Origin of the sequence: Shewanella sp. MF08487, assembly GCF_050848685.1 — a bacterium.
Lineage (GTDB): Bacteria > Pseudomonadota > Gammaproteobacteria > Enterobacterales > Shewanellaceae > Shewanella > Shewanella glacialipiscicola.
In genome coordinates this window covers 41805-62683 of sequence record NZ_JBOZPB010000024.1, presented here as the reverse complement: position 1 = coordinate 62683, position 20879 = coordinate 41805, and the positions used below count along the sequence as shown (strand labels likewise).

Here is a 20879-nt window from a genome sequence, read left to right as displayed (position 1 = left end):
TTACATTGACCCCTGCTTTAATGATTCCCGCTTCTTGTTTTTTAGCCATTCCAGTGCTTCACCGAGTCGTCTCTCAAGGTGGTTTGCTGACTCAAAACTTGGCGGTCGACCATTGTCTTTTGCGAACATCTCGATCCGTGGCCAAAGAGCCAAAGCTTCAGTTTCAGTCATCTGAATACGCTGAGTTTTCGCAACCCCATGGACTTTTTGTAAAATATCGGCAGTGAGACCTTTGCTTAGCACCTGATAAGCGTGACCAAACGGGTTTATGCTATCAATTAAATCAACTGAGAGTTCGTTGATGTTAATGAATTTTCGGACCAGGCCAATAAAATGATTTGCACCCACATCTGTTGACTTCGTTGTGAGGTCTGATGATTGAGCTGATTGATCTAATAATGATTTACCGTTTCCTACAGATGACATCGCCATAACAGCTGCCACCTGTTGCCTTATCGCTTCCACATCATCGTCAGACTCATTTGGAAGGTATTCCTTTATAACCCGAGTGATATACACATCCTGGAGGAGCTCTGCCGGAATATCTTCGTTGGCCATAGCTTTGATCACATCAGGATTTTGACACACCTTTGCGATCAGCTCTGACATTTCGTTTTCAATGACTGATTTGGCTTTATCAGATTGAGCCTGCTTAAGTCCCTTGATAGCGATCGTAATATCACCGGTTAAAGGGTCTTCTTGCATTGCAGAATCATTATCTGAATGTTTTGGAACAAACTTGAACTTGGGGCTTAGTGCTTGCTCCATAGCTAGTGATACCGAGATCGCCTTGAGCATCTGGTTTACGGCAACAGCCACTTGCGAGTCATCAGCTTTTGGCTCTGCAATAAGGTTTGTAAAGGTTGCAACAGATTTTCCAGGATGATCGCGTGTAACCCTGCCGATGATTTGAATAATTTCAGTCAAAGAGCCGCGATAACCAACGGTAATGGCATGTTCTGCAGCCGGCCAATCAAAGCCTTCCTTCGCGGTACCAAGGGCAATGATGATGTCTACTCGGCTTTGCTCAGTCGGATTTCTTAGTGCTGTTTGTACGACAGTTCTAAATTCAGAATCATCTTCTACAAGGTTGGCAATTATGTACTCTTTACCGGCTGAAGATTTGACGATAAAGAAATTTGTACCTTCTTCAACAGTTTCTAAATGTCCAATAGCGTCGACTATAGCATCTACTTCATCATGTTTTGACCCGGCGCATTCAGGACTACTCCGGTGTGGGATATGAATAATCGTCTTGCGAGTTAGATCTAAAACCCTTGGGATAGCTTGCAGGTAACTACCATCAAGCGCACTGTAAAAAGCATAGTTAATTTTTAAGGTTTTAAGATGCCTGTAGGCGCTCATCTGTTCCCAGTAGGTATAGGAAACGTGAGTAAACTGCTCTTCATGCTCAGGACTTAGGATCGCAATATCATCGCCTCGAAAGTAGCTACCAGTCATCGCAACAATCTGAGCCTTATCACGAGCCAATACATCGGCAAGCAACTCACCCAAACGGCTATCCTGACTTGAACTGGCGTGATGAAACTCATCGATTGCTAACACGCAATTATCAAAAAGAGCGGCCCCTGCCTGCTGATATGCGTATTGCAACGTCGAATGGGTGCATACAAGAGCGGTGTCTTGGCTTTCTATAAAGGCAATCAAGGCAGAAGCTTTGCTTTTGGCTATCGCTCCGTGATCAGCGCCTGGTGAACACAAGTCCCATTTCGGCTCGATAGACCAATTTGCGAAAAAACCGCCAGCCATGAGATCGGTATTAGAAAAGCTTGCACCAATTGTAACTTGAGGTACGGCTACTATGACTTTTTTAAGACCTTGGTTAATGACCTTATCAAGACCAAGGTACATGAGTGCACGAGACTTGCCAGAAGCCGGAGGTGACTTAATAAGTAAATGCTTTTCGGCACGCTTATCAAAAACTCTACGCTGCATTGGGCGCATACCATATGGGTCTATATATATGGTTGGCTCGCGCCCTTCATGGCTAATTTCAACTGCGGTAATGGTCTGACTCATGACTTTCCTTGTGTCTTTTTAATGTACAACTCAAAAAGGTGAGATAAGCGCTCATTCTGATCTGCAAAAGGCGTTTCTCGGTAAAGAGAATCAACAAGACGGTCATTCGCCTCATGGACTTGAAGCAAATCTTTAGGCATTTTTTTAGGGTCGTACAAGTCTGCTATACTTTTTGGGTAATACTCTTCACGTTTCAAGATTACCGATCGGGCTGATTGGTTAAGAAGTTCTTTTTGCGCATCCGTCAAATCTGGTACAGGGAATGTGTTCCACCCAATTGTATTTGAATAGCTGAATCGTTCTTCAAGCCTAACACAAACCGTTGCAATCCAAATATGGTGCATCTTTGAAGCGATTAGTGCCATAGCCCACAAAGGGCCATCATAGATACCAAAGTTTCGGTCTGATATTATTTCGCCTTTGGTCAATACGTCGACTGGGAGGTATTCTCTGTTTTCAGAACTGACGCGAGGTACCACAATTGTCAATTTAGAGTCATATTGTCTTGGTTCACCAAAACTGTGAGGCTGTTTTGCCATGTCCTTGGTTTGTTGTTTTGGGCTAGCCAACCTCATTTCTGCAACTTGATTAAATCTCTGCTTTAAAGGTGGAATCGATACGGCATGCTCAACACTGCTTTCTGTGACCCACAAACAATGTCTTATCGAGCCATGTATTAACTCCTGGGAACCCACAAAACGTTTTATGTATTTTTCTGCTTCAGGAAAGTCATTTGTTATATCTCTTGCTTCGGCATCTGAAAGGATCAAATGACCACCATCGGCTGGCTTATTACCATAGTCCATAAGCGGCAGTGAGAATAAAGGTTTGCTAGCCTTCATAATGAGTATATTCGGTGCATCGAGAAGATAAGCATTGATATTTGACGCAACATCGCGCACTTCTTTTGAGAATATATACTTAGCTTGTGATGATTTATTCCTAACGGCTACAATGACACAAGTTACACCGGCATTGTGCGAAGCATTATTTTTCCACTTGAATGAAGTATAGGCATAACTAATTTCCATTCCCTTTTCGAAAATTAGAGGCCATAGAAGCGGGACGTGGCCGCCTTGCACTATTGAATTAGTAGATACTAACGAGAAGGCTGCATTCTTACCCTGGCAGTATTCAGCTGCTTTCAGGAACCAGGCACAGACATAATCAAGGGTTTTAAAGCTGGTGGTATGTCCTTTGAATACGAGCTCCATATCGTCCTTCTGCTCTTTACCCATTTTGGTTGAGCCAAGGTAAGGAGGATTTCCGACTATGTAATGTTCATAACCGTCTCTAATTGGACAAAACGTTGTCCAGTCTTGACGTAGTGCATTGCCGCATAAAATGTTTCCGGAGTCACGAAGTGGCAGAGCTGGAATACTGGTACCAAATGCTGCAGCAAATCGTGCGTTCTGCTGGTATTCAGCTATCCAAAGTGCAAGCTTAGCGGTTTCTGCGGCAAAATCTGCGTATTCAATGCCATATAACTGATTAAGTGATACCACCGATGTGAACCCAAAAGACATCGAGGCACCTTGGCTTAAGTCACGGAGAGCATCCATAGCTTGCAGTTCAAGTTTGCGAAGTTCACGGTACGCAATAACAAGAAAGTTTCCGGAACCACAACTGGCGTCAAACACAATTACTTTAGATAAACGAATTAAGAACTCATCAATTTTCTTTTTTGAGTGTCTTGCATTGAATAGTTGCTGACGAAGGTCATCTAAGAAGAGTGGATCCAAAAGCTTAAGGATATTAGGCACTGAGGTATAGTGCATCCCCAAATCTCCACGAAGCTCTGGGTCGACAATAGCCTGAATACTAGAACCTAAAATATCGGGATTTACATATTTCCAATCGAGTGCTGAAGCCTCTAAAAGATACCGATATGCTTTAGGAGAAAGTGGAGGGACATGTGCTTCACCAGAAAATAACCCACCATTCACATAAGGAAAATCCGCCAGCCAAGCTGGAACATCCCCACGTTGATCTTTAGGTTTGTCCAAGACATTGAAAATAGTCTCAATAACGGATGTAGCATCCTGGCCTTCCCTGCCTGAACGGTTATTCAGTGTTCTGGTAAAAATCCCAACGGGAAAGATGCCAGTGTCTTCTGCGAATAAACAGAAAATTAACTGTGTCATAAAATGATTCATCAAGTGACGTTTGTCACCGATAAGCCATTGCCCGGAATGCTCAATGATTGCGTCGTAGAGTTTAGCCAGCTTTGCGGTGGCCTTAATGTCTACTTTGCTCTCGTCCGATTGACGAAAACCTTCTTCACCTATTAGAGGCAAAAAAATCTGAGGTTCGTTTTTCAACCCACTTAGGGTGGTTTGGGTCAACTCATCATACTTTCTATCGAAAATCAGAACGGTTTGACCATCAAAAGTGATAAGAAGGCGAACCTTACCTTTGTTGCTCTGTTGGGATTGCTTTAGTTTTGTAAGTGTAGCGTCCGCATCACCTGGCGCAGATGGCGCGTAATGGAATTTTTCTTTCCAAAGTGTGCCGTCAGGTAAGTCAGATAGTGATGTCTTAGTGGTGGTAATCCGTTTGACAGTATTCGCTGAGCTAAAGAACAAGAGCAGCTCTATACCAAACTCAAAGGGAGAAACATTCCTGCCTGCTAAAAGCTCTAAGCCTTGCTCGATATCCAGTATGTTCAGTTTAGAAGTCATCAGTTCTTATTTCCATTAAGGATTTTTCTTCCATTTTACATGAGTTTAAATTCTTGGCCACATATTAGGTATGTGTTCTTAATTGTATGAAAATATGCAATAAAATCGATATGTAGCAGCTCATAGATTATTGATATCATCCAGTAAGTAGTGATCAGCTAAGTTTGGACACATCGTTGTAATCCAAGGTCTGGTCCTCTGCAAGAAATAAATACTGCATCTTTATCTTTTTCACAATGCACCAAGGTTTCGAAATTTTCGAGAGCTGAAGTCCAATTAGCCCCAGCAATGTCCGCTTTCAGTGAAAAGCGCCGATTTAATCGAATCTCAGTGAATTTCCGCTTTTGGCACAGAGCCGTCATTCGGCTCTGAAACGTTTTTGTCCAAAAGTGAGTTTGAAAATGATCAAACTTAATTATGAGAAACTGAAATTCGTCCTCAGATAAATTATCAAACAATAGCGGTATTACCGTTCATGACACCCATAATTTTTATCAAACTTTATTATGGTCGTACAGGTGTTAATGACTAACATCGATTGGCCATCCGGCGCGACATGTGCGACTCAGGAAGAGGACGGTGAAATCATTTTCTGGAAAGCCCCGGTGGAGACTGTATTGTCAGTGCGTGACGACGCTGAAAGCCGTGGTGATCTGCCATCTCTTCTCCATAAGGATATGGTACATAGCTGGTATCATAGGGATAGCGGCCATGACGATGATTTACCAGAGCTGGCGTGTGATTGGCGTACCGCGTTAGTCACCAAACCAGCTCGGTTCTAAGTTAAACGATGACAGAGATAGGCCAGAGATGAAAATCAGTAAGTTAGTTGAACATCAGTACCGTGCTAAGCCAAAACAGCTGGCGTTAAAACCGATCCTTCACCTCGTCTGCGTCTTAGAAGAAATCCTAGGAAATGCCAGTGCTGAGCAACTGCTGGCTATTATCAAAGACCATCAACAGCTAGTTGCGTTGCGTAAGCAATGCGCCACTCCGCACCACAACACGCTTGACGTTTATCGGATAGTGCGGAAAACCTCGCCGTTCAGGGCGAGGATGAATAGCGCAACGGCGAAGCCGTTCTGAGGGCTACGCCGGAGTTTGTTGCTGCTCAATATACTGCCGGATGATCTCAATTGGCGCACCACCACAGCTCCCCGCAAAATAACTGGGCGACCAGAGCGCACCTCCCCAGAGTTTCTTTTTGATCGAAGGGTAATTCTTTTTTCGGATCATCCGGCTGGATACACCTTTGAGACTGTTAACCAGATTCGACACGGCCACCTTCGGCGGGTAATTCACCAACAAATGCACATGGTCGTCTTCACCGTCGAACTCAACCAGCTCTGATTCAAAATCAAGACAGACCTTTTCAAAAAAGATTTTTAGATCATCCAGCACTTCTTTGGTAAAGACATTTCGTCGGTATTTTGTTACAAAGACCAAATGAACGTGCATTTTAAAAACACAATGCCTGCCATGCCTTAAATCGCTTTCAATTTCCATAGACCAATCTATAATTGAGTTGTATTGACACAGTATGAGCAAGCCATGCAACGACTGCAAGCCTACAAATTCGAACTGATTGTCACTGGAGAGCAGCAGCGCCAGATGCGCCGCTTCTCCGGTGCTTGTCGGTTTGTCTATAACAAGGCGCTGGCGTTGCAAAAAGAACGACATGAGCAGGGTGAAAAGAAACTATCGGCCTTTGAACTGAATAATCTGTTACCACAATGGAAAGCAGAGCCAGAAACAAAATGGCTGTCTGATTCACCTTCTCAAACGCTGCAACAGTCGCTGAAAGATTTAGATCGGGCGTACAAAAATTTCTTTGCCAAACGAGCAGACTTCCCGCGCTTCAAAAAGAAGGGTCAGTCAGATAGCTTTCGCTATCCACAAGGGGTGAAACTGGAGCAAGGCAATAATCGACTCTTCCTGCCCAAGCTCGGCTGGCTGCGTTACCGCAACAGTCGGACGGTGGAAGGTGAGATTAAAAACGTCACGGTCAGTCAGGTTTGTGGTAAGTGGTATGTATCGATCCAGACCGAGCGGGAAGTTGAAATTGCCGTGCATCAGGGCGATGCCATCGGCATTGACATGGGCATTGCCCGCTTTGCCACCCTGTCCGATGGCCGTTTCTACGCCCCGCTCAACAGTTTCAAACGGCACGAAACCGCTTTGCGCAAGGCGCAGCAGGCCATGAGCCGCAAGGTAAAATTCAGCAATAACTGGAAAAAGGCCAAAGCCAAAGTTCAGCGCATTCATTCCAATATCGGCAACAGCCGCCGTGACTACCTGCATAAAATATCAAACGACATTAGCAAAAACCACGCGATAGTCTGTATTGAAGATTTGCAGGTCAAAAACATGTCAAAATCAGCGGCAGGAACCGCCGAGCAACAGGGTAGGAATGTTAGGGCGAAGTCAGGCCTGAATAAAGCCATTCTTGATCAAGGCTGGTTTGAGTTCCGTCGCCAGCTCGATTACAAGCTGGCATGGAATGGCGGCCACCTGATCGCCGTTCCACCGAAAAACACCAGCCGGACGTGTCCGTGCTGTGGTCACATATCGAAGGATAACCGCGCCACGCAAGCTCGGTTTGCCTGTGTGGAATGTGGCTTTGAAGAAAACGCCGATGTCGTCGGCGCGATCAATGTATTAAGGGCGGGACACGCCCGATTAGCCTGTGAAGTGAGTGGTGCAACAATGCCGCCAGCAGCAGGAACCCACCGAAGCGAGTCCGGCGTTCGCGCCTAACCGCAGTAGGAATCCTCGTCGTTTACGGCGAGGAGGATGTCAATTCATAGACGGATGGCGAAAAAGCGATATCCCCAAAAGTGGAAAGGAAATACCTGACAAGCTATTAGAGATGTACAAGCTAATCGGGAACACGTTCCGTAGTTTCTCTGAGGATGATATTGCGAATAACATCTTAAGTGGTGAGTTAAGAGAGGTTCGAAATGACTGATGAACGCTTAGATAGAATGCACAAACTGGCTCAGCGTTTAGCTAAAAATGGCACGATGGATCAGCTAACCATGCGAAAAATCGATGCACTCGCGCTCAGCGCAAAGCTAGATGAAATGACAGCAGAGCGAATAAAGCATATTAGGGAGCGTGAGCACATTAGCCAAGGTGTCCTCGCTACGATTCTGAATATGAGCAATGAGAGCATTCAAAAATGGGAACAGGGAAAGTCTAAGCCACAGGGTGCCGCGTTAAGATTGCTTAACATGATTGATAAGAATGGCATTGAGTGTGTGCTTTCTTAAGAGACACAAGCCGCAGACGGAGCCGATGGTTCCGTTTTTTGCTTCTACCGTTCAAATTCCTGCAAATCTGCACCAAGCTAAATCACACCTAACAGCATGAATGTAAAGTGTTAACTTAAATATTTTCAGCTTAATTCCACCGAATCAAAGTTTGAATTTAGCCCTCCCTTACTTAAAATAATGTGACATAATTTACTATTAAATACCCCTACGAGAATTTGCGCATGGTTCAATCAAATCAACAGATAGAAACGATTTTAGCCGCATGGCTTAGCGTGGGGAATGAGTTCAATCCTCATAATAAATTGTATCGGCATCCTGAGTTTATCTTTAGAAAAGCCGGAGAGTGGAATGGATGGAATGATTTTTTTGGTCTGAGCCCCGATGCAGACACTTATGAGGAAAATGATCGAATAAATGAGTTAGAGAATCAGGCTTGGGAGTTATACAAAGAACGCTTTCATCAAGTGCGCCTTCCTTAATATATGTCCCCTGGGAGCGTTGCCGGGAACAACACATCTCCCATGTAAAGGCCTAACAGAGTTACGGACCTGGGGGAATCATGTCCCGGAGCTGAAGAAGTCCCGGACTAAAACACTCACATCTATGTCAGTGCTTAACACACATCTCAACGTCGCTTCATATCTATCCGGGCATTGGCCAAAATCAACAATTCCCATGTAATCGCCTAACAGAGTTGTCAGCCTGGGGGGAAAGCGTGTCCCGGAGCTGTCGTACTTGAGCCATCAGAAAAACATCAATCCCCGTTTGAGAGATTCCCTAGAAATTTGTGTCGTTTTGAATCTGTGAGAAGCTGCTAGAAACTCAAAGCAGGAGCGTACAAGATGACGATGAATATCCTAGGGACAGTAACAACGAGCGAAGGTGGCAGCACTCAATGCCTTAATCAATCCGGCAAGTGGGACTGTAGTTCTCTCTTTAATTGCTGTGATTGCGGCGTAAGCGACGGCGGCGCGGGTTGCGGTTGTCAATACTGTTTTAGCTGCAATGCTTGTGATCATTGCCTACAAGAAGAATGAATCGCTATGAGACCACTGTGTTATTCGGCAATAAGGGCGCGATTAAGCGCCTTTTTCCATGCTTAATGGCAATAAAAACCCGCACTAAGCGGGTATTAATTAGAAGGGACGCTCTTAGCCATTAGAGGTTTTCACGCGCCCAGTCGTAGGCTTGGCGATGATTGTCTAACGAGACTAGGCTGACTGCCAGCTCAACAAAGCCAGCCGCTCGAAGTGCTTCACATTGTTCAAGGTATTTGTCCATTTCGCTTGCGGCAGCAAGAAACGCATCCTCAATTTTTTCGTAGTCTGAAGAAGTGCAGTTGCTAACATCTGACTCGTCAGTGATTTCTTTAACAAACGCTTCTCTTGGGTCTACTGATTGAGTTTCCATCTATTTTTCCTCATTGGGTTATCTACTGTGAATAGGCTACCAATGATTGAATTTCTGGCAAATTTCAGATCTGGTGGATTAGACCTTCGGGAAAATATAGGTGCGTTCTATCTCGAAGCAGTGCAACGGTACTTTGTTAGCGCCGTACTCAGAATTAAAGTTGACCGTGGCTTCAAAATACCTGACGCGGGATACCCCAGCCTGCTTGTAAAAGTAATCAGCGGTTTGAGAGCGGTCATCGTTGTAGCCGCTCAACAAACTAAACTCTCGATGGATCCCCCCAAAAGCCTTCACGAAGGGATAGTACAATCTTGAGCGACTGCCATCATCAAAATCAGACTGATAACCGAGCTGTTTACCTACAGGCGAAGTCTCAGAGCAATCCAATTGGGTAAAGGATTTTTTCTGTTCTATTCCACCGTCTGCGTAAACACAGAGTGAACACGCTAGAGCTACTGAACACAAAAATCTGACTTTCATTTTAACCTTCCTTTTATCCACAATTTTTGTGAATAACGCTTGGATATGCTTAATACAAAATTAGGTTTCATCTGTTTCATCAGCAATTTAACACAAAATCCCCAGATAGAATCAAATCTATAGGGGCTAAATTACATCTTAGGCAGCTTCTTAGGTGCCTTGATGAAACAGAATATAGGCTGCGCCATTATCAATGGCCTCTAGGACCGCACCCCTGATTTCCTGCGGCACATCATCTATTGATACATCACCATCTTCATCGGAAATGCAGCAGGTGTTCACAACGAACTCCCAAATGCCGCAGTTATCCGCGTCATGGTTCTTGCGATGCGTATACGTCGCGATTTCTTCAATCCATGCCCAGACAGGCGTTTGCTCTGGCGTATCGTATTCAACGTATTCAGCCACATTGATGTCAGCAATATTCAGTATTTCCACTACCCTTTCCTCTCAGAATTATCGAGCCATTTGACTCATGCTCATTAACTCATATTGGGAAATTCACGCAAAAATTCGGGGTTCCCAGGCACGAATCAACTTACTCTGTTAACCTATTACTTTAATATTTTTTCGGTCACCATATATGGTTGTAAATTACGCACAAAAAACCGCTCATTGGGAGCGGAAACTCACTTGCGTGGATTGCGCCTGCAAGAGAGACTGTGATGGCCAGTGATAACATCTTGTATTTCACAGAAACATCCTTATATAGCACTATTGAAAAATTTAAGATTAATGTTTGCGGATAACATCGATTTCTTTCGAGCAAGCATAAATTCGCTTTGCCTTTCTCCCGAATCCATTAAACCCATATTTGAAAATATTTTGGCTCCGACTTATTGGGATCGGCCAGTTAAAGGCATGGCGCCGCAGGCTTTATGAGCCCCAGTGGACAGAACAAAAGCCGCTAAAAAGCGGCCATTTGAATAATCCCTACGAGTTATCGACGATAGTTATAATTCTGTTTCTGTGTATTTTGTGGGTAACCGCCCTGTGGTTGAGGCTGGTAACCGCCCTGTTGCTGTTGCTGTTGCTGTGGAGCATTTTGCTGGTAACCTTGCTGCTGCGGGGCATTTTGCTGGTAACCAGAGCTTTGGCCAGCACTGTCCTTTTGTGAGCTACCTAAAAGCTGTACCTGACCATCAAAGTCCACGACTACCTCTGTTGTGTAACGGTCTTGGCCGTTAGCATCTTTATATTTACGAGTCTTTTGCTTGCCTTCAATATAGACCTGACGGCCTTTACCACCGTATTGATTAATAATCTCTGCCAGCTTGCCCCAGACAACAATCTTGTGCCAATCGGTCACCTCTTGCTGAATACCCGCTTGGTCTTTCCAAGTGTCACTCGTGGCCACACTGAAATTTGCTACGCTTGAACCACTAGGAAGTGTTTTAAAATCAATATCCTGACCGATATTACCAACGATGATAACTTTATTAACTGAACCCATTTAGCTCTCTCCAAAGAAGTAATTAACGAGCATATTAAAACACAGACTCATAATCGCACAAATTTTGTATATTTAAATATTACTTGCCACCAGTTCCACACAAAACGGTGATACCGCCCTACCTACTCGCTTAGAAATCGCTTTCATTAGCAGAGTAATCTGCACGTATGCGGCAATTAGCTTGCTACGGCTCGGATCTTCTAGTCGTATCCAAAGAGAATGAAATGGATCGTTTACGTTGTTGCTTAGACAACCGTTGGCCAGCTGTAACAGATAACCCTGCACGTCCAGCCCAGTACCGGACTTCAATGACGAATACGATTTCACAGTTAATGGCTGACGATCACCAGCATGGATACACAAGCGGAAATCCTGCTTGTCGTGAGTAAGCACTGCATCGGCACCATAGAAACTAAATGCTTTACCAATTGGGTCGAGATTGCCGCTCGAAATCTCTGAATAGACAGCGTGAACAAACAACGCCTTTTGAGCGGGAGTAATATCCGGCGTTGGCTGCTCGCAAACTCTGGCACCGTGGTTAATTAACGTGTCAAACAATGAAAGCAGACTGTGTAAGGCGTTAACTTCGTTATCGGGCCACAACGAAGACAGTAAATCGGTTAACTGACTAGAGCTGGATAGTTTCATGAATGCCTCGCAATCAGGGAAAGATGGCCCGATATTCGCACCTGAATCAATTCACGCAAATTTGCTATCCCCTCCCCTGCCACGATTCACCGCAGAATTTCAATATAAATACCGTGTGACCACCAGAGTTTACTCGTCTACTCATAGATTTTTCTCGTCTGCTCTGGAGTGGCTTTCACAGTTTGATGCTAGAAATCAATACTGATACACAAATATATAGATCAAAATCTATCTGTTCCAGAAAATTACATTTAAAATCAGCAACTAACGCAAATTACAAATCATTTTTCCTCCTTGAAAAAATCTGAATCAAAAACTTAACAAAATTGCGCAAAAAAAATACAGATTTTTAATTGAAAGATCCTGTTGTTCAGCATGGAAAATAAATATATATAGAACAGCAGCTTACACTTGAATGACGAATTTTAATCACATTTTAAGACGAGTAAACTATATGGATTACACGAATAAAATATTGGTGTATTACGAGTAAAATATTGTGCAAACACGAAAACAATATTGAGAAACACGAATAAAATATAGGAGTCAACTTGTAAAAATTGGTAGGACACGAAAAAAATATGGAGTAAACACGAAAAAAATATGGAATAGCTATTTGGTGACCGTTATATTGATGCTACGGGAGGATGCCATGACAGATAAAACAAACAACACGCAGATTCAAAATGGTTCAGATGGGGTAACAACAACATCGAAAAAGGTCAAAACTGACAAATTTGATGTTCATCCTGAAGCGCAGCTGCCTCAGACTTATAGAAAGAACCACAATTTAATCTACAGTCGCATTTCAATGACGACTCATGAGCAAAATCTACTAGCTCTATTTCTGATCCAGATGCAAAAGACAGAATGGAAAGAAGATACCCAGCTCGAAATTTCTATCCCAGCTTCAAGATTGGCTGATTGGCTGGAAGTCGAATCCAAGAGCCTAGCTGCAACAATTAAACCTGTGGCACTTCGGCTTCAGAAACGAACTGTTCTAGCAGAGCACCCAACAACTCATGAATTTGAATCATCCGTGCTTTTTCCTACAGTGAAATACGCTCGAGGAAAGTTAACAATGGTTCCAAACTATGATTTGAGAGATTTCTTCCACGATGCTTCTAAGGGTTATGCTTCGGTCAACGTAGCAAGATTCCTACGACTGCGAGGTAAATACTCTAAACCGATGTATGACCTATTATCTCGGTTCAAAACACCTGACAAGCAGTTGTATAAAACAGACGTTATAACGCTCAAAGGTGTTTTCGGGTTAGTTGACGACAAAGATAACTATCTTCCAGGCAAGAAAACGATGAAGGACACATCGGTGTTCGTTAATCAGGCACTTGTAAAGTCGATTGAAGAAATAGAAGAAGCCTGTGGTGACGAATTGATGTTTTTCAACACAGATGCGTCGGGCAAAAAACGTCATGGCATTATCGAAAATAAAACTGGCAACAAAATCACGAGCATCGAGTTCGAGTACCTTTGGATAGATCAATTCATTAAATTGCATCCAATGGATCTCGAGGCGGCAGCGGAAGTCGCAATGAATGCAGAAAATCGCCTCCGTTTGAAGAAAGAAAAGATTACACAGGAAGAGACCGAGCAGCTGGCCGTCGCATACTACGTACTTTCAACACACTATGAAAAATACAGACCCCGCTGTAGAGAGTTATTTTACGATATCTACAAACACTACCGAAAAATTTCAATTGAAAAAGCGGAAAACTATACAGAATCGGAACGGCCCAAACTAAAGAGTTCAGCCCTCGATAAATTAGACTTCTTGTTAAACGTCGAAACCGACAAATAACTCCTCCCCTATCACTCCCTAGATCTATTCCAGTAGTTTACTCAATTGCGAGTAAACTACTGGGTTGCACACGAATAAAATACACAGAAAGTCACGAGTAAACTGCTGGTATATACACTAGCAAACTACATGAGTATTTAGTCAAAAATCTTAAAACCTATGTATCAAGGACTTACATTGAAAATATTACGAGTAAACTACATGTCTCGACACGTATAAACTCTATGAGTCACACGAATAAACTAATTGTTTAAGTACAAAGTTTATTCAATTTAGGGAGTCAACCCTATTTTTAGTACAATAAATAAGCTAATTTTTAGGTTGTGGATAAGTACACTAATAAACTCTATGGGTAACACGAGTAAAATCAGGGTATTACACGAGTAGACTCAAGTTTGATCACGAATTAGATCTGGGTGTAAAGCGAGTTAGATCTGGGTAATCGACGAGTTAGATCTAGGAGTAAAGCGAAAAAACTATTTAAAAAACTATCTTAAGTTGCTGAAAAATTAAGGTAATACTTTCCTTATAGATCTTTATATCTTTCATAGTTCTTAATAAAAAGATCATATTTTTTTATAATCCCAAGCAAATAGATCGTTTATTTGATCTTCTTAAGATCAAAAGCATCAACCCCCTCATTAAGACCTGAACCAATGCACTAATGGGCATTACGATCATTTTAGACAATATCACTAAAAAACCCCCTACTAATCATAATGAAAATCTCTCTGGGATTATTCAGTGGATTTATCTCATGCAGTCAAAAACTAGCTACAAGGTGCGGAAAATAACTCACTCAATATGAGGTGTGTATTTTTACGCACTTACTATTGAAATCCACACCTTTTAGCAGTAGTCTTATACGCAATTGATAAATGGAGTTAAATTTCGATGAATGATCACTTCAGAGACAAAATGCAAATCACTGCTGACAGAGCACGTAAAATGCTCAATACAATGTCAGACTCTATTTCTAAGCACAAAATCGAATTTGGTTTAGACACCTTTCACCAGCGTTACTCAAAAGGCGCATTAGCCAACTTGAGAGGCCTTACACGTAAAATCGTGGAAAAGTCGATTAATGAGATGGAAGCTGCCGGTTACAAATTCGATAAAAAACTAAACGGTAGTGTTGAGGTTTATGATCTCACTGTTGAACAGGTAATCGATATTTACAAGCATCGTGGACACAAAGCGTTAAGAGAAAAATTTGAACGCGGCTATGTAGTATTCCTTTGTAACCTCAAAGGCGGTGTAAGTAAGACAGTTTCTACAGTGAACATTGCCCAAGCGTTACGTTGCCACTCTGAAATGATCCAGCATGACTTAAAAGTGTTAGTGCTGGACATTGATCCTCAAAGCTCAGCCAGTATGTTCATGAGCCATAAAAACTCTATTGGCACTATTGATAACACAGTTGTACAAGCGGTGTTTCAAGACCTGACCCGTGAAGAGCTATTAGATGAGTTTGTCATACCTACTCAAGTTCCAGGTGTAGACATCATACCTTCAAGCATCGCAGATGCGTTTATTGCTTCACAATGGGAAGCTCTATGCGTTCAGCGTTTTGGTTCGGATATTAATCCGTTTGAGGCTTTATCTCGCAACGTGTGTGAAAAGCTGATCAACGATTACGATTTTATCTTTATCGACTGCGGCCCACACTTAGACTCACTTTTAAAAAGCGCATTGTGTGCAGCTGACGTCTTAGTTACTCCGTTACCACCATCAACTGTCGATTTGCATTCAACATTGCAATATGTGACTCGTATTCCTGAAATGCTAGATCATTTAGAAGCAGAAGGCGCAGCAACAAATCTAAAAGGCCATTTGGCATTTATGTCTAAGTATTCGCAGAGCGAACAGGATATTAACAGCTCAATGATTGCTAACGCTGTTTTTGCTGAAGACATGATGATGGCTAGCATTCCTGAATTATCTGCTTTCAAGCGTTGTGCAGAAACATTTGATACCGTTGTGTCAGTACATCCTGGTAGCTACACAGGGGACTCAAAAGCCCTTAAAAAAGCTAGAGAGTCACTAGACCAATTTACCTTGGCGCTATTCCAACACATTTCAAGAATTAGAGGATCAGAATATGGTTTCTAATCCTAAAGAAGCACGTAAACGCGTACCCTTCGGAAGATCCTTAATTGACTCTGCTGGTTTAAATAGCCAATTACATCCAGAATCTGCTGAGTCTGCACTCGTTGCTAATACTGATGTACGGAACGAATCAGCCGCTGCAATTAAAATTAAATTGTCCAGTGGTCGTACTCTTACATTCACTCGTAAGCACTTAACGGCAGAAGAACTCAAAACAAAGTCTTTTGTACACCCATTTAACCCGCGTCCCGCTGCCGATGTAACTCCAAATTCATTGCTGCTCATCCGTGAAACAATAGCAAAAGTGCAATTTTCAGATGCATTGGCAACACGAGATTCTACTGGCTATCACTTGTTTGATGGTCAGCGCCGCCGCATGGCAGCAATCTTAGAGGGTTCCGGTCTAAATGTGCTGTTTACTGATTTTGAGCTCACGGAAGAAGAAGTTCACGAAATCGTTAAATACGTCCAAACCTCAGAAAAGTACAGTTACCGAGATGCTGGTTTTCAGATGAAAAAAGCACTCGCTAAAAACGAGATTGAGATTGCTAACAATGACGAAAAAGAAAAGCCTCAAAAACTCTCCCTAAGAGATCTAGCTGTTCAATTCGACGTTTCTTATTCGTATGTAACGAGAGCGCTGAAGGCCACAGAAATTCCAGATGAAATTATTGAGTTGTTCCCCTGCCCTTCTGCTTTAAGTTCGACACAGATTATGGCTCTTTATGACATTACTCAAAAGCATCAACTTTCCGTTTTATTGAACGAGCATTTACTATCGGCAATAGAAAACATTCGCATAGATGCAAATGAAAGCGGAACATCGGTAGCGGGATTATTCGATGTTGATGGCCTGAAAAACAGTCAGATACTGAAGGTGTTTGAAGATTTCGATAAGCAATTAAAACCCAAGAAGTTGGCAAATGATAAAATTGCAGAGGGTAATGACCGCAATCGTTGGGCTAGATTATCTACTCAAAACCGAAAGACAAAGGTGGAAGTGACAAGGTTGTCGGAGCAAGAGATTGAGAAGCTAAAACAATTCTTAATTGATTTAGTAGAAGCTAAAAACCAGTAGTAAAAAGAAACTGACAGGCCGACCGCCAAGCCTGACCTGTCATGCACCAACAAACATACTTATTCGGAGTATTTATGTCAGCAGAAGTGATGTTAACACTAGCCACGGCCTTAAACAACGCGATTACCAATAAACAACCATTCAGACTTCCTGCAATGAAGTTCTATGAACTGGCGGAACTTAATCGTTGTTGCGCGAAATTGAGACAGAGGGCCCATTAAGAAAATGAAGCCAGCAGTGATGCTGGTTTTTTTGAGTGATTCGGTGGAATCAAGCGTTAAAATATTGGATATATATTTTAAATACAACAACTTAAGAGATTTTTAGTTTGGTGCGTTTTTTAGATAGAACCTAAATATCTGCACCAAGCAGCCTAGCGCGTAAGGTGTTGATAGTAATATGTATTTTAATTTTTTATATCAGTGATTCCACCGAATCAAGCCCGAGTTTTCTGCCCAGCCCTGGTATAGTGTTAAGCTCTAACTGATTTCGTTCCGCCCAGTCCCGCAATATTTCAATCAATGCTGGATTGTTTAGCTTAAACGCTGCTGCATAAGCCTCCCCTTTTAGCACAAACCCGTTTGCTCCGGCATCTAGTATCGCCTTAGCAATCTCAGGCTGATTTGAAGTAATTGCCGCACGCAGCAAAACACCATTCCTAAAGTTCAATAGATTACCCGTGAGCCCTGCTGAGATGTACTTGGCCACCAAGTGAGGTTTTTTATCGTAAATGGCCTTAAGTGCTTTGAGTTGCAGATTCATGTTCCTTCTCCTCCCTATCGAGTTGCAGCCAGAGAAGATTTACGTCTTGCCAATTTGATAACAGACTTGCCTTGTTCGGTGTAGCCTCGGTACTCGTTTTTCTTAATGCTATTTTTCATATTCTCAAGAATTATTGGCAGATCTTGCTCAGCGATAGTCCAATCATCATCGTGAAGCTCAAACACTTCACAAATTGCACAATCTCCCGTTTCTACGGTAATGAGTGGGAATAGACGCTCTGCATACTCGGTTTCTTTCAAATGTGGCTTAATCACTTTTAAGTAAAACACAGCTTGCAAATCGTAGCGTAAGTCTGCGAACTGGTAGGCAGCTAATGCTGGGTTAGCACTGCGCGTGGTTTTCAAATCGCAAGGAACAATGAATTTTTTTACGGCAGTTAACCAATCCACTTTACACTTAAGCATCAATCCGGTCTCAGGATCTCTTGTAAAGAATGCGACCTCCGCCATACCGTTTTTACGATTTAAAAATTTGTTCGCGTGAGCGTTGCGTTCAATGGCTTGATTGAGTCCGATAACACTATCAAACATCTCCTTTGACACTGGCAGCTTAAGCGCCTTAAGCGCGATGTGTTGATTATCCTGAAGTAATTTAATGATTGCAGCACAGGTCACCGTAGACTGAAGTTCGGTATCGCATAACGCAAAACACTCGTCACCAATATTCGCTTTTATCCACTCCAATTGACGAGACTCGAACGGTTTTTGCGGAGCGTTGGCTTGCTCAAGACGTTTGATTAATTCGGCAATGGTGCCGCTGGTTGTTAGTTTGTTGGCTGTGCAGGCATCTTTAAGCTCGGTTAATGATTTTGGATCATCTGGGAATTGCTCTGAGTCGAGCAGAGCAAATCTGCGAGCATTAAATACATCGGCTCCCTCTAGTGTTAATTCATGGCTTAGAACACCGGACTCGCGGGATTTAGCGCTGAAATTTTTACCTTTACCGTTGATATACGCTTGTTCGTATTTCATTGGGCTATCTGCATAGCACTTAACCTGACTTGAGCTAATGGCATCTAATGAGTGATACACATCGTTTGGAATATCTGAGTAAACACCTTCGATAAGTTCACCGGTGTCAGATAAGAATTGTGCTTTGCCGTCCACATAACCAGGCTTGACTAAATGCGTCAGGCTTGCGGGGATGATGCTTGAGGTTTGCTGGCTGGTGATGGTAACCGTGCTCACGCTGGCAGGATCAAAAAATGCGTTCATAGCAGAATTTAACGCATCTAAATCAAAATCAAATGAACTCATGATACTCACTCCAAAAATCTAAATCTTCAATTGCAACCATCATTACACGGCTTCCAAATGAGGCAAATTTTTAGAAATGGAGCAAAAAAATGCCCGCAAGAGCGGGCTATTGGAGTGAGCTTTTAGCTAATAGCTATAAGTTCTAGTTGTTTTAATAATGACTGCATCATACCAATCAAATTTTATTGCGCAAGAAATTCACGAAAAATGACTTGAAAATTGACTTGTGGATGCAAAACTGCTGAAATGCACAACACACTTTTTGGATTGTAAGCGCTATGAGTATCAAGAAAAGGATAACCAAAATTGCGTTAGCAGTATCGCTTGGTTTGTGTCATCCGCTGGCTATGGCCAACAGTGGCTTAGATGCTTTGTTAGAGGCTAACAAATCAGCTAAGCAGTCACAAACACAACCAGAGAAAATGCCGGAAGGAGAGGGTAAGGAGCTTATCAAGAATGCTTTCTCGATGTTAAACGACATCGTATGGTCTCAAGCGCTTCCCGTGAAAGGTATGGTGATGATGGTCTCTCGAGATGGTACTCAAGTGCTCGCCTCCACGGATGGAAGGATTCTCGTTAAAGGCGGCGAGGTATTCGATGGCTGGAACCGTTCACCTATAGCAACTGAAGCCAACGCAAAGGCGGCATGGCTTGCCAAGATTGATAAGGTCTTAGGGGTTTCTGTGAAGGATATGGCTGCATATTACATTGGTGATTTAGCAAAAACAGAGCCCGATCTAGTTGTATTTGTAGATCCTTTATCGAAGTTAAACGCTGACCTATTTAACAAGCTCCTTTCGATTAAAGGTAAGCAAATCGCGTTACTGCTTACCCCAATAGTGAATGGTAAAGAGGCTGCGATCAGAGCTAGGGAGCTGTGGTGCGCCAAAGACCAAAGTGAATCCCTACGATTGCTAGTTAACAGTGATTTCACCACAGCCCCAGAAACCCTCGAAAACTGCGACATTAAAAAGCTATCCACCACGATTGGGGTTACTCAATTTCTACAGATCCGTCGTTTACCCTATTTCGTTAACGGACACGGACTGCACAACGTCGGATTACCCGATTCATTAACTGATTTCATTTCCCAAACGGAGAAATAATGATTACTCGAGCATTAAAATTAGGCATGGTCGCAGTTAGTTTGGCAACTCTTTTTGGATGTCAGTCGATGTTCGAAACGGGTGAAGAACCTACGGTTTGTGTGAACACTCAAAACAGCGGATTACCCTGTACCACCACTAGAGAAATTCTGAAACTGGCTGATACACCAGGCGGCATTGAGGCAGAAAAAGCGCGGCGAGCAGCTGCAAGCGATGAAGATTGCCCTGACTGTAACGTACCTAAGAAGTCAGTGGCTACCTCCGGCGCAATGGCCAATCAATCCGGCTATGGCTTGGACGCTAACGGCCAACCAATTACCCTGAATGACGTCAGTAATGCTTACATGTTTAGGGCTGATAACAACCGTGCATTACCCGCACCAGAGCCTATCGCTGTTCGACAGGCGCCCAAAATGCTTCGTGTTGCATTTGCTCCATGGCAAGACGACAAAGGCCGTTTACAGAACGTCGGTTATGTCTATACCGAAATTGAAACCCGTAAATACACCTATGGCCGTGAAGCATTCAACATGCCTGCTCAAATCACTCCGCTTTATATTCGTCAGCAATCCATTGAAGAAGAGCGAAGGGGTAACCCAAGCGAAATTAACGGAGTTGGCATTAAGACAGGTAAACCTGGGCGTAATAATTTCAATGCTGATCTAGAAGCGGCAAAGGCCACTTTGGACCAAGCGCCAAAAGCAGTTCAAGAAGCGTTACGCGCTAACGGCAATTAACACG

General features: G+C 43.0%; 21 protein-coding genes. 11 read left to right on the top strand and 10 right to left on the bottom strand.

The window, feature by feature from the left end; translation table 11 throughout:
• Positions 1–2040, bottom strand: a complete 2040-nt coding sequence (locus tag ACRN9H_RS15680; RefSeq protein ID WP_432314973.1) for a DEAD/DEAH box helicase — start codon at positions 2038–2040, stop codon at positions 1–3.
• Positions 2037–4721, bottom strand: a complete 2685-nt coding sequence (locus ACRN9H_RS15675) for a class I SAM-dependent DNA methyltransferase (RefSeq protein ID WP_432314971.1) — start codon at positions 4719–4721, stop codon at positions 2037–2039. Before ACRN9H_RS15675 ends, ACRN9H_RS15680 begins: the two co-directional genes overlap by 4 nt.
• A gap of 605 nt (positions 4722–5326) precedes the next feature.
• Between ACRN9H_RS15675 and ACRN9H_RS15670 the strand changes: the two genes are divergently transcribed.
• Complete coding sequence (locus ACRN9H_RS15670) at positions 5327–5503, top strand: hypothetical protein (protein WP_432314969.1); 177 nt, start codon at positions 5327–5329, stop codon at positions 5501–5503.
• A 28-nt stretch (positions 5504–5531) separates the two neighbouring features.
• On the top strand, positions 5532–5807 hold the full coding sequence (locus tag ACRN9H_RS15665; RefSeq protein WP_259216134.1) for a hypothetical protein: 276 nt from the start codon (positions 5532–5534) through the stop codon (positions 5805–5807).
• A 3-nt stretch (positions 5808–5810) separates the two neighbouring features.
• On the opposite strand, the gene tnpA is transcribed toward ACRN9H_RS15665, so the two are convergent.
• Positions 5811–6227 (bottom strand): IS200/IS605 family transposase, encoded by a 417-nt coding sequence (gene tnpA / locus ACRN9H_RS15660; protein WP_037426855.1) that lies wholly within the window; start codon positions 6225–6227, stop codon positions 5811–5813.
• Positions 6228–6272: 45 nt separating this feature from the next.
• Here tnpA and ACRN9H_RS15655 point away from each other — a divergent pair, with 45 nt between their 5' ends.
• The 4 genes from ACRN9H_RS15655 (at position 6273) to ACRN9H_RS15640 (ending at position 9033) form a co-directional block, all read left to right on the top strand.
• Complete coding sequence (locus ACRN9H_RS15655) at positions 6273–7478, top strand: RNA-guided endonuclease InsQ/TnpB family protein (RefSeq protein WP_086904945.1); 1206 nt, start codon at positions 6273–6275, stop codon at positions 7476–7478.
• A gap of 203 nt (positions 7479–7681) precedes the next feature.
• The gene (locus ACRN9H_RS15650; RefSeq protein ID WP_140906700.1) at positions 7682–7993 is read left to right on the top strand and encodes a helix-turn-helix domain-containing protein; all 312 of its coding nucleotides are present in this window, start codon (positions 7682–7684) and stop codon (positions 7991–7993) included.
• Between the two features lie 224 nt (positions 7994–8217).
• Complete coding sequence (locus ACRN9H_RS15645) at positions 8218–8475, top strand: hypothetical protein (protein WP_259216132.1); 258 nt, start codon at positions 8218–8220, stop codon at positions 8473–8475.
• 363 nt (positions 8476–8838) lie between these two features.
• Complete coding sequence (locus ACRN9H_RS15640; RefSeq protein ID WP_432314967.1) at positions 8839–9033, top strand: hypothetical protein; 195 nt, start codon at positions 8839–8841, stop codon at positions 9031–9033.
• Positions 9034–9154: 121 nt separating this feature from the next.
• Here the strand turns inward: ACRN9H_RS15640 and ACRN9H_RS15635 are convergent, their stop codons facing one another.
• From ACRN9H_RS15635 to ACRN9H_RS15615, 5 genes are all read right to left on the bottom strand, one after another.
• Complete coding sequence (locus ACRN9H_RS15635) at positions 9155–9406, bottom strand: hypothetical protein (RefSeq protein ID WP_259216131.1); 252 nt, start codon at positions 9404–9406, stop codon at positions 9155–9157.
• Between the two features lie 78 nt (positions 9407–9484).
• Positions 9485–9886 (bottom strand): hypothetical protein, encoded by a 402-nt coding sequence (locus ACRN9H_RS15630; RefSeq protein ID WP_259216130.1) that lies wholly within the window; start codon positions 9884–9886, stop codon positions 9485–9487.
• Between the two features lie 150 nt (positions 9887–10036).
• The gene (locus ACRN9H_RS15625) at positions 10037–10324 is read right to left on the bottom strand and encodes a hypothetical protein (protein WP_259216129.1); all 288 of its coding nucleotides are present in this window, start codon (positions 10322–10324) and stop codon (positions 10037–10039) included.
• A 502-nt stretch (positions 10325–10826) separates the two neighbouring features.
• Entirely contained in the window at positions 10827–11339 is a 513-nt protein-coding gene (locus tag ACRN9H_RS15620) for a single-stranded DNA-binding protein (protein WP_432314965.1), read from the bottom strand.
• A 72-nt stretch (positions 11340–11411) separates the two neighbouring features.
• Entirely contained in the window at positions 11412–11987 is a 576-nt protein-coding gene (locus tag ACRN9H_RS15615; protein WP_259216127.1) for a hypothetical protein, read from the bottom strand.
• A 652-nt stretch (positions 11988–12639) separates the two neighbouring features.
• Between ACRN9H_RS15615 and ACRN9H_RS15610 the strand changes: the two genes are divergently transcribed.
• The 3 genes from ACRN9H_RS15610 to ACRN9H_RS15600 all read left to right on the top strand — a co-directional run bounded on the left by ACRN9H_RS15610 (position 12640) and on the right by ACRN9H_RS15600 (position 16993).
• Positions 12640–13806, top strand: coding sequence for a replication initiation protein (locus ACRN9H_RS15610; RefSeq protein WP_259560892.1), 1167 nt, complete (start codon positions 12640–12642; stop codon positions 13804–13806).
• A gap of 894 nt (positions 13807–14700) precedes the next feature.
• Positions 14701–15918 (top strand): AAA family ATPase, encoded by a 1218-nt coding sequence (locus tag ACRN9H_RS15605; RefSeq protein ID WP_259216125.1) that lies wholly within the window; start codon positions 14701–14703, stop codon positions 15916–15918.
• Positions 15908–16993 carry a hypothetical protein gene (locus ACRN9H_RS15600; protein WP_259216124.1) on the top strand — a complete coding sequence of 362 codons (1086 nt, stop codon included), beginning with the start codon at positions 15908–15910 and terminating at the stop codon, positions 16991–16993. Before ACRN9H_RS15605 ends, ACRN9H_RS15600 begins: the two co-directional genes overlap by 11 nt.
• Before the next feature lie 414 nt (positions 16994–17407).
• Here ACRN9H_RS15600 and ACRN9H_RS15595 read toward each other — a convergent pair whose 3' ends face one another.
• Positions 17408–17755: a hypothetical protein gene (locus ACRN9H_RS15595; RefSeq protein WP_259216123.1), complete on the bottom strand. Its 348-nt coding sequence runs from the start codon at positions 17753–17755 to the stop codon at positions 17408–17410.
• Positions 17756–17769: 14 nt separating this feature from the next.
• The gene (locus ACRN9H_RS15590) at positions 17770–19032 is read right to left on the bottom strand and encodes a PD-(D/E)XK nuclease-like domain-containing protein (RefSeq protein WP_259216122.1); all 1263 of its coding nucleotides are present in this window, start codon (positions 19030–19032) and stop codon (positions 17770–17772) included.
• A gap of 278 nt (positions 19033–19310) precedes the next feature.
• Between ACRN9H_RS15590 and ACRN9H_RS15585 the strand changes: the two genes are divergently transcribed.
• Positions 19311–20138, top strand: a complete 828-nt coding sequence (locus ACRN9H_RS15585) for a hypothetical protein (RefSeq protein WP_259216120.1) — start codon at positions 19311–19313, stop codon at positions 20136–20138.
• On the top strand, positions 20138–20875 hold the full coding sequence (locus ACRN9H_RS15580) for a TraV family lipoprotein (RefSeq protein WP_259216118.1): 738 nt from the start codon (positions 20138–20140) through the stop codon (positions 20873–20875). Before ACRN9H_RS15585 ends, ACRN9H_RS15580 begins: the two co-directional genes overlap by 1 nt.
• Positions 20876–20879: the final 4 nt, after the last annotated feature.